This window comes from Streptomyces sp. CNZ301 (assembly GCF_004217425.1).
On sequence record NZ_SHLG01000001.1, the window covers coordinates 76,854 to 90,875 of the forward strand.

A 14,022-nucleotide genomic window follows, 5' to 3' on the forward strand; every position below is an offset into this window, starting at 1 on the left:
CGAAGCCGACTGCCTGACAAGCCGACGACATCTCAACGCCCACCACGTCGGCCAGTGAGTCGCGCGAACCCAGCAAGTCCGCCAGCGCCGGCAAGTAGCAGGCACCGCATCCATCAGTAAGGGAGCACCACATGGAAGACGTCCGCGGCGCCATCAACACCATCCTGTACGGGCCGGCCGAGCGGTTCGACGAGGCGCTCGAGGCGATCCGCGCAGCAGGCATCACCGCGCACCGCGACCGCTTCGAGCCCGAGGCGATCTCCGCGTTCCACCACAACGGCAGCGAGCAGCCATCAGCGGACTACGTGCGTCAGTGCGAGGACCGCGTACGGGCCGCTGCCGAAGGCACCGGCTTCTCCGTCAACCGCACCAGCATCTGGGCAAGCAGCGCAGCAACACGGAAGTTGCCATACAACCGGCATACGGGCGAGTGGCTGGAGGAGTTCGTCAACACCGAGACGCCGCTCTGGATACGCGAGGAACAGCTCGCCCGCCTGGCAGAGCGCAAGGCCATCGCAGTGACTGACATCGAGCTGCGGGATCCTCCCGAACTCGACATCCCCAAGAACTGACCGCCTACTCAAGCCGACCCTCGCCAACACCCGCGGCGGACCTCCGCGCATTTCCACCTGCGGCTCATCGTCATCGACGGCTGTCGATGCGTCACATCAGGGCCACACCAACTTCCGGGAGCACCTCATGGACCTCCGTAAGCGGCATGAACCGGACCCCCAGCCCCAGACGTTCAAGGGCTATTCGGCGGTCGCCACGCTCTACCCCGACCGCGTGGAGATCCAACGGAACCAGATCGCGAAACTGGCGGGGCACAAGGACTCCACGACTCTGCTGGTGGATGTCCTTAAGCCTCACGGAAAGGAGCCGACGCGTCTCATCAACGGCTATGTGCACCTAGCCACAGAGGCAGACCCGCCGCACCTGAGGACCCTAACCCTTGACTTGCCGAAGACCTGGACGGGCAACGAGCGCAGCATCCTGTTCACTTGGAATCAGCGGGACACACAGGCGAAGTTCCATGCCGCGGTGCTCGACGCATGGCGTAGGGCTTATCCCGGAAACGAGATTCTGGACTGACAACAGCAGTGAGACCCATGAGCGATACCGAGCGGATCGCGGTGGATCTAGCGGTCCGCTACGAGGAGATGCACGGTCGGCAGGTGATCGACATCGGCCACGGCTGGCCGGTCGGCTTGGGCCCCGAGGTGCAATCATGGGCCATGGAACACCACGGATTCTCGGGTCGGCCCACGTGCGATTTGGTTTCCCGGCACGAGGACGGGAGCATCGCCCGGCTGATCGAGGTGAAGGGCCGAGGCGGGCCAACGTCCATACACCTAGTGGACCGTCAGCGGACGGCAATGCTGGGGCTCAGCCGGGACTGGTGGTTGTACGTAGTGCTCGCCTGCCGGTCGCCGGCGCCCCGGTTGGTGGTAGTGGAGGACCCGGCGCGGCTCCCCTGGCAACTAATCAAGCCTCCGGCTCCTGGTGGTCCGACAGGTCGCGTCGCGGACGAACGCGAGTGGTACGTCATGCCGAACGACGTCCTCGCCGCCGGAGACGAGGTCGCCTACTGACGGGCTCGGCTTTAGCCCGTACCCTTTGCGGCGTTTCTGAAGGTCGATTCTGGCGATTAGCCGTGTTCGTTCACGAGTGTCCGTGGGAACGGCACACAGCAAGTCAGGCAGGGACACGCGGAGGTGGTCCTCCCGAGGTTCGAGCGCAAACGGCAGCGGAAACGGTGACGAGCAGGGTCGCGATGGGAATGGGGACCTGGGGTGGATGACTTCAACGTCGAGCGGGACGAAAGCTGGGAGAACCTGGGACCGGATCTCCCATTGGCATCTCCCGCGGTGCCGTTGCCTCCTCCCCTGCCCAATACCGCGCCCCTCCTGCTCAATACGCACGAGCTCGCTTGGGAAGCGGTTGAGCATCTGGTGGCGGCGCTGGCTCTTGAGGTTGAGCAAGCGAAGGAAGCCCGAGTGTACGGGCGGCCTGGTCAGGGTCAGCAGGGCATCGACGTCGTAGCGTTCTTCGATGGGAAGCCGACGTCGGTGTACCAAGCTAAGCGCTATAAAACCTTCACCGTTGCTAACCTGCGCAAGGCTGTAGCCACTTACGCCAGTGGGCGCCGTCCCTTCAGAGCACGCCGCCTCGTCGTGGTGACCACTGCCAGCGTCGCCGACACCAAGATCGACGAAGCGCTCGCGGTCCTGCGGCAACAGCACAGCGACCTGGTGATCGATCTGTGGGGGCGGCAACAGCTATCAGATATGTTGCACAGAATGCCGAATCTTGTTCGCCGCCTCTTTGGTGCAGCGACCATGGAGGTATTCTGCCGTCCTCTGACCGCCGAGGATCTGCCCCCCGCGAGTGGTGCCGGGCAGCATTCGATTGAGATTGCCAGGCGTGGTTCTGACTGGTCGTCGGTAGACGCGTGTGATCCACTGGTGCTGCGTGTGCACTCCATTTCTGCCTCGCCGGGTGGGCAGCACGACCAATCGACGCCGGAGTTAACGCCGTACATGATGCGCGCGCATGACGCGGAGCTGCGTGATGCGTTGGAACCCGCAGTAGCCGGCCACACCTCAGTGTTCGCTGTGCTGACAGGTGAGTCGACGACGGGAAAAACACGGACCCTATACGAGGCGCTCCTACGGATGGCTCCGCAATGGTCCGTAGCGCGGCCAAGTAGCGCACAGGACTTGGCGGACCTCTTGTCGGGTCCGCCGCTGCCTGCGCGAACGGTGCTGTGGCTGGATGAGGCGCAGCGCTTCTTGGACGGAGAGATGGGCTCCCGGGCTGCCGTGCTGCTGGAGGAGACTCTTAGCCAGGGTCCGGGGCTGCTGGCGGTAGGCACCTTGTGGGCGGAGTACTGGGAGACCTTTGCCACATCATCAGGATCACCTGGGGTCTACGCCCAAGTCCGGCACCTGCTCAGTGGTCCACATACCAAGCGGATCCGAGTCCCGGACCGCCTCACCGCCCGGGAGCAGCAGACATTGCGCGATCTGGCGCGAATTGGCGAGGACACTGATCGTGTGGTGTATGCGCTGGACGCGGGCAGTGATGACGGCCGCGTACTTCAGCGGCTGACGTTCGGCCCGGAGCTGGTGGACGCCTATATGAGCGGAGATCTGTTCCGACCGACGGAATTCGCAGTGCTCACGGCGGCAATTGACGCCCGGCGCCTCGGACACCATGAGCCACTGCCCCTGGCACTGATCACCGCAGGGGCCGATGGTTACCTCGCCGACAGGCAGCGGCCAGGTAATCCTGACTGGGCGAGTACCGCACTGCACGCGGTCTGCGCCGGCGAGCGCCAGGACGGTACCCGCACCGACGTCAACCGTGCGCTGACAGCCATGTACGAGGTCCGGACACGCTCCGGCAGTCCGATGGCTAACTATGCACCGGACGAATACCTTGACCAGCACGCTCGGCTTCACCGCCAGGGATGTCTGGGTCCTGCCGCGCTGTGGGAGGCCTTCGTCGATCACGTCAGTGATCCGCAGAGTCTCACCCGGCTCGCTGAGGCTGCACGGACCCGCGGGCTGTACCAGACGGCAGCTACCCTGTATCGCAGGGCGGTACAGGCGGGCAGTATCCAAGCCGCCCGCCGACTGGTGGGCGGAGCGGTTGACGTGCCTGTGGGCGGGCAGCGTGTCGTCGACTGGGTGGCCCGTCATGTGCCGTTGGACGACCCCCAGCCCCTGGCAGACCTTCTTCGGGAACTGCCGATCTCTGCGCGCGGCATTCTGTTGCGCCGCGGTCTCGTCACCCAGACTGCTCTGAACGATCCGCAAGGCCTCGCCGCGCTACTGCACCAGCTCCGCCAGATGCCTGAAGGAGCAGCAACTCCGGCCTTCCACGACTTGGCTCGCAGAGCCGCCGAGGGAGTCCCGACCACACATCCTGCTGCCGTAGCTTCCCTGTTGCGCGCTATGCGCAACGCTGGCGAGACCGACGCGATACGTACGCTGGCGAGCCGCGCTGCCGCACACGAGCCGCTGGACGATCCCCGGACGGTCGCGGGCTTGTTGAAGGCCCTCCGCAGGGCAGAAGCCCCTTGGGCGGCCTGTGTCCTGCTCGAGCGCATCGATGTTTCGTGCCTTGACCTCACCGAAGCAGGGGCAGTGGCTTCCCTGCTGAACGAACTGCTGATTGCCCCGGCAGCCCACGAGGTCATAACTACGCTGCTGCAACACCTACCGGCCAACTTTCCCGGTCCCGTCACCGCTTTACTCAAAGCACTGCAAACTGCCGACACACAGGCCGCGCGTGCTCTGGCCGAACGCACGGCGGCCAACAGTCCGATCACGGATCCGAAGGCAGTCGCGGACACTTTGCGCCAGCTGAATGAAGCCGGGCAGAAAACAGCGATAAGAGCGCTGTTGTCACGCGATCCTGCCCGCCAGGCTGTCGTGTCATCACCGGTCGACCTGCTTCGCCTGCTACCCGCCTTGAGGCAGGTCCGGGCCTTCGACCCTCTCGACGTCCTCGCACGCCGCATAGCTGAAACGCTGCCCCTCACCGACCCGGCGATTATCGCTGCTGCCCTGCGGACCTTCAGGGAGAACCTCCGTCATCACACCGCCGCCCAAATCCTGCTCGACCGCCGCCCCGACGACAGCGTGCAACTCAATGACCCGAAAGCGCTGAGCATCCTGCTGCGCGAACTGGAACACCTCTTGGCACACGAGACTGTCGGCGCCCTCCTACAGCGCGACCCGATCAGCCAGGTGGATCTCAACCATCCAGCCAGCTTGTATGACCTCATCCACGAACTGCATCGACTCAATGCCCCCGGCACCGCTCGCGACCTGGCACTGCGAGTCGCAACTCACTTTCCCCTGAATGACCCAGCAACGGTGGCACAGCTACTGACAAAGCTTGAGCAAACGGCAATTCCCGAGGTCATCGATCGCGTCATGAGTCGCAACATCGCTGGCCAGGTGAACCGCCGTCGAGTCCGGGGCCTGTCCAAGCTGCTGCGCGCACTTCAGACCCTGGACCACTCTGCCTGCAACCAGCACATCGCCAACTTGCTGCGCGCAAGTTCTACCGCGCTTGTTGTTCCCTACGAGCGCGATGCGGAACGGTTGTACGAACTACACACAGCGCTCGGCATGCCTGGAAGCGACGATTTCCTACACCGACTCGCGAACGCCGGGCTGTTCACGACTTTCCTCCGTCTTGCCCCACCCAGCACTCGCGCCAGCTATCGCTACGGACGAAACCCGGACGGTCGTCCCACCGGTACCTGGGCCTGGCCAGAAGAAGTATCCGAGCAGCTCTGATCGAGAAGCAATCGTCCACCCCAAACAACCGCACCTCAGACCGGAAGCTGCTCCCACAACCAACAGGTCTGAGCGATGTCGGCATGCTCAGGTGTCTTCGCGAATTCATCGATCATGCGGCAGCATGCCTGCCATGGACCGCTGTTGGTCTCAAGCTCCGTACGTGGTCGGCAACGACTGGCATGCCGAGGCCTGACCATGGCAGCCGCCCTGACCTGCTACAAGAGGCTCGCGAAATATTGCCACGTGAGACAACTCCTTAGTGTTACGCGAGGTTGCACGCCTTCCCGTAGTGGCACAGCGGCGACGTCGTAGCTCGTGGCCCTGGTTCGCCTGCAGGGCAGTCCCCTCCAGCAGCAGCGGACCAGACTTCGGCCCACCTACGGCCGATGATCGACCCTTCGGCACCAAGGCCGTGGGGTTGGTCAGCGTCGCACGTTGCTGTCGAGGCGGCTGAAGACCCAGCCAAGCAGCTCTCGGTTGAGTTTTTCGTCGGGGCGTCGGTGAAGGGCGTCTTGGAGATGGAAGGTGACTTTCGCCCAGTTGCGGAAGTTGCCGTGGCAGGCGAGATCGTCGACCCACAGGAGGTCCTCGGGGTCTGCCGGCTCCCAGACGGGGTGGAAACGCGGGATGACGCGCAGCACTTCTTCGGGCCTGAGCGGCTCGAACTGTTGCCAGGTCAGGATGCGGGAGGCGAGTGCGGGCCGGTTGCTGATCTTGCGGTAGCAGTTTTCGGCTCCGATGAAGATGACGGCGACATTGGTGGTGGTCTCCCACAGCGCGCGGAAGTACTCGAATGCTGGCGTGTCGAGTTGTTGGGCTTCGTCGCATACCAGCACGTGGGGCTGTTGGTTGAGGGTCTCGGTGAGGAGGGCGTCTGCAGTGGCGGCTTTGGTGGGTGGGTCGCCGGGGAGTTGGAGTTGGGTGAAGAGGGCGGTGCGGATGGTGGGGAGGCTGCGGGAGGTGAGGTGCAGCCAGATTGTGTGATTGGGGGCTTGGTCGCGGAGGTTGGCTTTGACGGCGAGCGTCTTCCCTAAGCCGTTGGGGCCGTGGACGCACATCATGGCGTTCGCGGAGAGGACGGTGGTGAGGTTGTCTCCTGTCGTCAGACTGGCGGTGGTGGGGACGAGTTGGGCGCCTGGCAGGTTGAGGTAGTGGTCGCTGGGTGTTGTGTTGAGGGTCACGGCTCGCCTTCTGTGGTGGGCGCGTCTGGGTCTTGTTCGACGTTGGATTGCCAAGCGGGCGAGGGGTCAGGTAGGGGGAAGTAGTCCGGGCGCGTGGCCTTGGCGAGGTCGGAGGCGTGTAGTTCGCGTAGTTGCTGTTCTACGTCTTGCGTGGGCAGGGGGTGCTGTTCACGGGGCGGGCCGGGGGTTGTCTGGGGTGCGAAGCGTGCTTTGCGAGCTTTGTCTGCTCGCTTGAGTTGGGCTTTGAGTTCGCTGGCTTCGCGGGCGCGTGCTTGTTGGAGTGCGCGGCGTTTTTCGGGGGCGAGGTCTTCGGTAGCGAAGCCGGGGCCGAGGTAGCGGTCGTCTTTCGCGTCGTAGAGTTCGACGCGGTCGTACTGGTGGGGCACGTATCGCAGGTGGACTTTGTCGCCGCCGCGGCCGTGCATCCAGTCGTCGACGTAGTTGCGTTTGCTCCAGCGGACGCCGTTGGAGGTGATGGTGAGTGGCGTGCCGTGGCGTTCGAGGGTGTAGGTGTGGAGAGCCGCGGGGTCGACGTCGTAGATGGGTGTGGGGTCTGCTTCCCATGCCTGCGCGGGGGTGAGGCCGCCTAGCGCGTCCTTGGTGTATTCGGTGTTCCAGCGGTGGACCCAGTTCAGGAGGTGCGCAATGAAGGCCTCGAGGGAGAGCAGGTCTTCGGCCGGGGGGCGCGCCGGGGGTTTGATGTCTGCTGTGGGTTTCTCGGTGTAGCCGGGCATGCCGCGGAAGAGCATTTTCTTGACGGCTCCGTTGAGAGCTTCGATGGAGCCTTTGAGGTCGGGGCGTCTAGGTGGGAGTTCGACCAGTTCGATGGCGAGGGCGCCGAGCGCGTCGCGAAGGGCGTTGCTGAGGAAGTCTTTGCCGCCGTCGACGCGTACCTTTCGTGGGATGCCGCCAATGGGGCTGTGTGGTGGGTGGCGTAGCAGGGAGTCGCGGAGGGCGACCAGGATGCTGCCGCGGTGGGCCGTTTGTGGTGTGACAGCGAGGCCTGCGATGGCGTCGTGCGCAGCGTCGATGAACCAGGTGATCCAGGGTTTGCGGACGTGTCCGTCGACGTTGACCCACACGCTGGCTTCGACGTGGTCTGCCTCCCAAGCGTCGTTGCGGTGGCCACGTTCGCGGGTGCCGTGGACGTCGAAGCGTCGGCGGGCTGCCTCTCCCCCACGTAGTCCGGCGAGTTGGCCAGCGGTGAGTTCGCGGGTGACGGCGCGGTGGAATGTCGCGAGCGCCGGCAGCGGTGCGTCGTCCTTGTCGCGTTGTTCTCTTAAGTCGCGGTGGGCGGCTGTGACGTTGCCGCACCACTGGGCGAGGACGTCGTGCATGTGGGGGGTGAGGGTGAAGCGGCGGGCCGGTGCGGGGGTGTAGGTGCCGTTGTGGGCTTGGGCGTTGGTGATCCAGCGGTGGATGGTGCGGGGGTGTACTCCGAAGGCTTGGGCCGTGGCGTGGATGAGGGTGTTGGTGAGTTCGTTGTGTTCGCGTAGGTGGAGGAGGCGTCTCACGGCCTGTTCGCGGAGCGTGTCGGTGTTGTGGGGTAGTTGCGGCATTTCCGCTCCGGGGGTGCTGGGGTCAGGCGGGGGCGAGTGTGAGGAGGCCGGCTCCGTAGGGCTTGCCTTTGCCGATGCCGTGGAGAAGGGCGTGGGTGAGGGCTGTGGTGTCGGTGATGGTGGCGTGGCCTTGGAAGGTGGTCAGGCGGTGGAAGGGGGCGCGGTGGTGACGGGGGAAGTGGTGGGGCTGGCTGTCGGTGGTGTGGATGGTGAGTCCTGCTTGGGCGGCTTTTCGTGTCCACCAGGTGAGGGCGTCTGCGCCGGTCAGGGCGGTGATCTTTCCTCGTTGGCGTCGTTGTTCGGGGTGGGTGCGTGGGGGGCTGGGTTGGCTTCGGATGGCGTTGGCGGTGATGCGGTAGTGGACTGCTCGCCCGGGTGTGAGGGCGTGGAACATGGGCGCCAGGGGTTGGGTGTCGGCCGGGCCGTAGAAGGTGGGGAGGGCGGCGAGGTTGGGGGGCTGGTGGGTTTGGATCAGCAGGAGGGGGTTGTGGGGGTCGGGTTCGTAGCGGAAGAGGATGCCGGCGCGTTGGCGGGGGTTGGTGCCCAGGTTGTCGGGTGCGAGGCGCATGAGGGTGCGGTGCAGGCCTGCTCGGTCGGCGAGGTCTGCGCGTACGGCTTTGCTGCGTCGGTTGAGGTGGATGCGGGTGAGCGTCACGGTTTCGGTGGGGGTTGTTAGCACGGGGTGGTTCCGCCTTCGAGGATGTAGTCGGTGAGTTTCTCGAGGGGCTGGGGGCCGGCGTAGAGGGCTGTGGGGAGGTCTTCGGTTGTGCGGTACAGCGGGCGGGAGAGGTGGCTGCGCCGGCTGGGGTGGAAGTTGGTGGGTTCGTCGGCGATGTCGTAGTGGGACAGGGCCCGGGCGGGGGTTGGGGGTTCTTCCCACAGGAAGTCCACGGGGATGGTGTCTTGTCCCGGTGCTGGGGGCTGGCTGGTGGTGAGGGGCACGTGTCGACGTAGGTGGGTGAGGGGGTCGGCGACGGGTGGGCTGAGGACGAGGGGTTCGTCGGGGAGGCATACGCGTCGGCCGAGGTAGGGCGTGTGGTGGGGGTGGATGAGGTGGTCGGCGATGTGGTGCAGCAGGGGTGTGGGGCCGTGTACGGCGACGGTGAAGGCGGCGCCGGTCAGGTAGCAGCGGTGAGTGGTGAAGGTGGATTTCTTGGCGGGTCGGTATTCGCCTGAGCTGGTGCGTAGGCCGGCTTTGTGGGGGCGGCCGCCGCCGGCGGTGTGGAAGTCGGTGTGGAGTCTCCCGGGGCGGTCGATGCGGATGGTGAATTGCAGGTCGGTGTAGCGGGGTGCTCCGGGGAGTTGGTGGTGGGGTTCGAGGGCGGTTTCGCGGGGGCGTCCGGCGGCTGCGGCGAACATGCCGATGAGTGCGGAGCGGGTGGGGTGGGGGGTGGTGGTTCGGTATTGGAAGGTGGCGTGGGTGCCGTAGGAGCTCCACAGGCCTGCTAGGCGAAGGAGGAGGCCGCTCATGCGGCGGCCGCGTTGTGGGCCGGGGCCTGTTGGGTGCTGGCGGCGGTGGTGCTGGTTTCGATGAGTTCGTCGTAGCTGAGGTGGTGATCGCCCAGGTGGGGTGCGGGTTCGTCGTGGGTGCCGGTGTGGCCGTGGGCGATCAGGTGGCGTTTGCCGGTGAGGCGGTTGATGGCGGCGGCGTACTCGCACAGCTGGTTGCGTGCGGGGTCGGTGAAGCCTCCCCTTGGGGCGGCGCGGGTGGGTTCTTCGAAGGCTGCGGCGTAGGAGATGGGGCGCCGGTCGCGGACGGCGTAGTGGACGAGGTAGGGCAGGGTGTGTGGTGCGGTGGCGGTCTTCTTGGCCTGCGGGAGGCTGTAGATGTAGGTGTCGAGGAACAGCCGCATGACCTCGTGGGCGTGGGTGGTGTTCCCGCCTAGGTTGGTGGTGAGTTCGGTGAGGTTGAGGGTGGCGTAGCGGTAGAAGATTCCGTTGGTGAAGAAGGCTGTGTGCAGGTGAGCGGTGCCTCGGGTATCGGGGGTGGCCCAGTCCTCTACGGCGGTGAAGAAGTCGGGCTGGCGGTCGCTGGCGTGGACGGTGACGGCGGGGGCTAGGTCGAGGGCGCTTTCGACGTGGCCGTGGGGGATTTCGGCGAGCATGCGGCCGAAGAGGTTGATGGTGGCGGTGCGCCTGCGGATGATGGCGGCGACGTGCTGGGTGGGCAGCACCGCTGCGGGCGGCTGCTTCTTGTTCCTCTTGGTGGTGCGGTTGAAGTCTGCGGTGTCATCGAGTTCTTCGCTTGCAGTAGCGGCTTCAGCCTTCTCGGCTGCGGCTTGTGCGGCTTTCTGGGCGGCAGCTTCAGCGGCGGCTTCTTCCAGTGCGGGGCGGTGTTTCTCGCACAGGGCGACGAGGTCGTCCAGGGCACTTTGGGGCAGGTAGAGCATGGCTTGAGTGCGCTGGGGCTGTTCCGTGTCGGTCTTGAGGCCTTTGCTGTTTGCGGAGCGCGCGACCTGTGTGGCCGCGAAGTCACCCAACTCCTGTGGCCAGCCGTCTTGTTGCAGGGCTTGACTGACTCGCTGCGGTAGGAGGCGGGTGCGGGCGGCGTGTTCTCCGAGGTCCTCTTCCATGGTGTGGCGAACCGTGCGTTTCCAGCACTGGGGCGAGACATAGGAGCGGGTGGTGTTGCCCCAGCGCATGGTCTTGGGTTCGTCGAAGTCGCCGCGATTGAGGCAGGAAGCGGGAATTTGGTGCAGCAGGTGCAGGTCGAGGTAGCGAGCGTTCACTGGACATCGTCCTCTGCTTGTCGGTCGAGGGTGAGGTAGAAGGCTTCCTGCCAGCGGTATCCGATGGCGTTGCGGTCGTAGTCCCACCAGGCAAGGTCCGCTAGTAGGACGGCCCAGTCGGTGAGTGCGCCAGGGCCCAGGTAGGTGATGAGTCCGGGCAGGCGCGGGTGGAGTTGCTCGTCGTCCAGGCGGACGAAGGTCTCCAGACAGCTGTGCGCCCGGGAGTTGCTGATCAGGCCCCGGGTGAGGGAGTGAGCCAGTGTCGTCCCGAGGTTGGGGCGGGTGTACCAGGAACGCTGAGTGGCGGCAGCGTGGTTGTTGCTGACAGCGGTGGGCTGGGAGGGTCTTGCTTCGGACCCGTTCAGGGCGATGAGTGAGGCGACGGTGTAGTGAGCGCGTTTGCCTGTGTGGCCGGCCTGAAGGGAGGTCAGGTGCCGGTGGAGGCGGGAGCATTCGATGACGGGACGGCCCAGGCCGCTGCTCAAGTCGGCCCGGATACCGGCTTGATGGCACAGGGCGGCAATGTTGGTGACGAAGGTGTCGTAGTGCTTGCGTCGTTGCTCGGTGCTGGCGACGGTCATGCGGCGTCGTGCCTTCCTGGCGTCGCTGGGGTGTGGCATTTCCTCAGGTGGCCGATGGCTTGGGCTACGGCGCGGGCAGCGCTGCGGTGTTGCATGACCGCGGGCGCGGTGGTGTCGCGCAGGCTGGCGATGGCGTCGGCGGTGAAGGCGGGGCCGATGGCCGCGGAGTTTCGGGTGGTCAGGAGACGGTGGAAGGTGGCTTCCGCTCGTCTCCAGTAGGTGGCGCGGGACTGAACGGCCCAGGTACAGGTGCGGTTCAGCCTCTGTGCGCGATCGCTGCCTCTGGTGGCCTGCCAGGCCCGGGCGGCTGCTGTGGTCAGTTCGCGGCCGAGATGTTCTGCGGTGCGGCAGCAGTCGGCGATGTGCTGGGCGAGATCAGGGTCGCCTTCTTGGGACCAGGGCAGGATCGGTGGGGTCAGTGCCGTGTACCAGCAGCGATTTTGTGTCTTGCCGTCCTGGTCGAAGCCGTGGACGCGTACCCGCAGCGTGGAGCGGACCTCGGGGGGAAGGTCGTTGAGGGTGTCGAAGGCGGGCGGGCGCTGGAAGCTGGAGGTCTCGTCGTTGGCGAGGACCAGGCCGTCCAGGTCACGCCACCAGGCGCGGTCCGCGTCGGCGCGTCGAATGGTGCGGCGCCTCGTGATGGGGGCTTGTGGGTTGGTGTCGGTGATGACGTAGGGGTCGGTGGCCGGGAGTTTGGGTTGTTGGGTGGCCCAGGTGATGTAGGCGTCGGTGACCTGTGTGCCGTCGTGGTTGGGGATGAGCAGTAGGGCGTGGCGGGAGCGTCCGGTGAGGAGACCGCCGGGCCAAGTGACGGCTGCGGGTGGGGCTTTCGGGTCGGGCGGAGCGTCGGTTTCCCAGGGGCAGTTGTCGGGCGCGGTGTGAGGGGTGCCGGTGTGTTTGGGGATGCTGGCGAGGAGCGTCTCGAAGAGGGTGCGGCCCAGGGGGTGGAAGGAGACGCTGCTGCGTAGTGGCCCGGCGCTGCCGGTGCCTGATGTGTGCCCGGGGGTGGTAGCGCGGTGTGTGCATTGGCCGGCTGCGCCGTAGTAGTGGTGGATGAGCAGGTGCCAGAAGGCTTCGTGGGTGGGGGCGGGTTGGGGGTCAGCGTCGTGGTGGCGGCTGAGCCAGAGGAGGTTGTTGCCGGCGGGTCGGCCGAAGATCAGGGTGTTGATGCCTGAGGTGTGGGGGCATTCCCTGGTCAGGGTGGGGTCTTGGAGGAAGGGCCGGGTGGGGTGGAAGAGGTCGAAGATGTGGCGGTCGAAGTAGGCGTGGATCGCGTCGGGGTCGAAGCCGGGGTCTTGTTGCAGCAGTGTGCGGCGTTGGTCGTTCCATTCGTCGGCGCTCAGTTCGTCATCGTCGAGGCCGGTGATGCGGGCGACGATCGCGGTGAGGACCCGCAGCAGGGCTGACGCTGCGGGTGGGAGAGGCAGCGCGAGGTCCTCGATGTCGTGCGCGTACAGCAATAGGTCGCGTAGGCCGTAGGACTGGTGATGTCGGCCGGTGCGGGTGGGGATGCACGGCTCGGTGTCGACTGCATAGGTGGGCGGGCTCGGTGGGTGGGGGGCATCAGGCGTAGCCATAGGCATGGGGCGCTCCGCACGGTCGTTGGTGCAGGAACCAGGGCACGGCTGGCAGTTGGGCAGGTCGACGGGCTGACGGCGTGCGGCTACGTAAGCAGCGTCTCGCCAGGTCGGACGAGCATCGATCACACGATCGCGCCGGGAGGGGGCGAGAGCAGGACCTGAGGAAGGCGCGAGGTGTACAGTGCGCGCGCTCCCGGACCACACAGAACCTTGCGAGAGAACAGATCCCCTTCTTCCTGCGGTCCCTTTCGTTGCATCTTCCCCAGCGACTTCATTCAGGCGGGGATGTCACGGGAGGTGCGCCATTGACTGCGCGAAGACAGGCGGGCGCGTCAAAAGGACCTCCCAGGCTCTCTGCAGGCGTGACCGACGCCATCGCTCCAGCTGGTAGTGCCCCACCCCAAGTACCGGTACCGCCCAACCAGGCGAGCCCGCGTGGGCGGACAGCAGCTTCTGGAAGAGCCGCCGAGTGACGCCCATCGGTACCGGCACCTGGTGGACGATGCTCTCGTCCACCAATCCCGTAGCCAGGGTGGCGGTGCACACCCCCAGGCTGCTGGCTACCGGCGGCCAACCATATGCGCGGACGCGGCCACGGGGGACGAGTTCGTATTCATTCCAACGAGCCCTGCACTACTGCCAATTCGCTGCAGTCCCGGGACAGAATTCCCCTTGTCAGGCAAGTACCCAAAACAATCTGCTCCGAAGAAGAAGGGCACGTCACGGAGGGTTTCTCGTTTCTAATCGCGAACACGGGAATGGCCTCTACCTAGCTAGCACGAGACGACGTGCCCGAGCCGGCCACGACCCGCTCCCCTGCACACGTGAGGGTGACGACTCGACCGCGCCCGGCGGCGCCCGGCGGATTGAGGACCTCGTGGCCGTGCTCCCCGCACACGCAGGGGTGACTCGCCCTGCTGCTTGAGTGCGACTGCGCTGGTGGCGTGCTCCCCGCAAACGCGAGGGTGACTCCGTTCTGTGCGCCTCATCGACCACCGCCAGGTCGTGATCCCCGCACCTGCGGGGGTGAGGCAGATTCGATGGCTCGCAGAACGGTATCGCGGCCTTGCACGC

The 14,022-nt window shown here is 65.7% G+C and carries 11 protein-coding genes; 4 read left to right on the forward strand and 7 right to left on the reverse strand.

Annotated features, from left to right (window positions below; genetic code table 11):
* Positions 1–131: 131 nt before the first annotated feature.
* The 4 genes from EV375_RS00375 to EV375_RS00390 all read left to right on the forward strand — a co-directional run bounded on the left by EV375_RS00375 (position 132) and on the right by EV375_RS00390 (position 5,315).
* Complete coding sequence (locus EV375_RS00375; RefSeq protein ID WP_130297644.1) at positions 132–572, forward strand: hypothetical protein; 441 nt, start codon at positions 132–134, stop codon at positions 570–572.
* A gap of 127 nt (positions 573–699) precedes the next feature.
* Positions 700–1,092 (forward strand): hypothetical protein, encoded by a 393-nt coding sequence (locus EV375_RS00380; protein ID WP_130297645.1) that lies wholly within the window; start codon positions 700–702, stop codon positions 1,090–1,092.
* Between the two features lie 17 nt (positions 1,093–1,109).
* The gene (locus tag EV375_RS00385) at positions 1,110–1,592 is read left to right on the forward strand and encodes a protein NO VEIN domain-containing protein (protein ID WP_130297646.1); all 483 of its coding nucleotides are present in this window, start codon (positions 1,110–1,112) and stop codon (positions 1,590–1,592) included.
* 201 nt (positions 1,593–1,793) lie between these two features.
* Positions 1,794–5,315: a PDDEXK family nuclease gene (locus EV375_RS00390; protein ID WP_130297647.1), complete on the forward strand. Its 3,522-nt coding sequence runs from the start codon at positions 1,794–1,796 to the stop codon at positions 5,313–5,315.
* 425 nt (positions 5,316–5,740) lie between these two features.
* On the opposite strand, the gene EV375_RS00395 is transcribed toward EV375_RS00390, so the two are convergent.
* From EV375_RS00395 to casA, 7 genes are read right to left on the reverse strand one after another with little or no spacing between them, the layout of a single operon-like run.
* Positions 5,741–6,499 (reverse strand): ATP-binding protein, encoded by a 759-nt coding sequence (locus tag EV375_RS00395; protein ID WP_130297648.1) that lies wholly within the window; start codon positions 6,497–6,499, stop codon positions 5,741–5,743.
* Positions 6,496–8,058, reverse strand: coding sequence for a Mu transposase C-terminal domain-containing protein (locus tag EV375_RS00400; RefSeq protein WP_130297649.1), 1,563 nt, complete (start codon positions 8,056–8,058; stop codon positions 6,496–6,498). Before EV375_RS00400 ends, EV375_RS00395 begins: the two co-directional genes overlap by 4 nt.
* A gap of 22 nt (positions 8,059–8,080) precedes the next feature.
* Positions 8,081–8,737: a type I-E CRISPR-associated protein Cas6/Cse3/CasE gene (cas6e, locus tag EV375_RS00405; RefSeq protein ID WP_130297650.1), complete on the reverse strand. Its 657-nt coding sequence runs from the start codon at positions 8,735–8,737 to the stop codon at positions 8,081–8,083.
* Complete coding sequence (gene cas5e, locus EV375_RS00410; RefSeq protein WP_130297651.1) at positions 8,731–9,528, reverse strand: type I-E CRISPR-associated protein Cas5/CasD; 798 nt, start codon at positions 9,526–9,528, stop codon at positions 8,731–8,733. The genes cas6e and cas5e overlap by 7 nt, the downstream gene beginning before the upstream one ends.
* Positions 9,525–10,787 carry a type I-E CRISPR-associated protein Cas7/Cse4/CasC gene (gene cas7e, locus EV375_RS00415; protein WP_130297652.1) on the reverse strand — a complete coding sequence of 421 codons (1,263 nt, stop codon included), beginning with the start codon at positions 10,785–10,787 and terminating at the stop codon, positions 9,525–9,527. The genes cas5e and cas7e overlap by 4 nt, the downstream gene beginning before the upstream one ends.
* Complete coding sequence (locus EV375_RS00420; protein WP_165434661.1) at positions 10,784–11,368, reverse strand: type I-E CRISPR-associated protein Cse2/CasB; 585 nt, start codon at positions 11,366–11,368, stop codon at positions 10,784–10,786. Before EV375_RS00420 ends, cas7e begins: the two co-directional genes overlap by 4 nt.
* Entirely contained in the window at positions 11,365–12,945 is a 1,581-nt protein-coding gene (gene casA, locus EV375_RS00425) for a type I-E CRISPR-associated protein Cse1/CasA (RefSeq protein WP_130297654.1), read from the reverse strand. The genes EV375_RS00420 and casA overlap by 4 nt, the downstream gene beginning before the upstream one ends.
* Positions 12,946–14,022 lie beyond the last annotated feature (1,077 nt).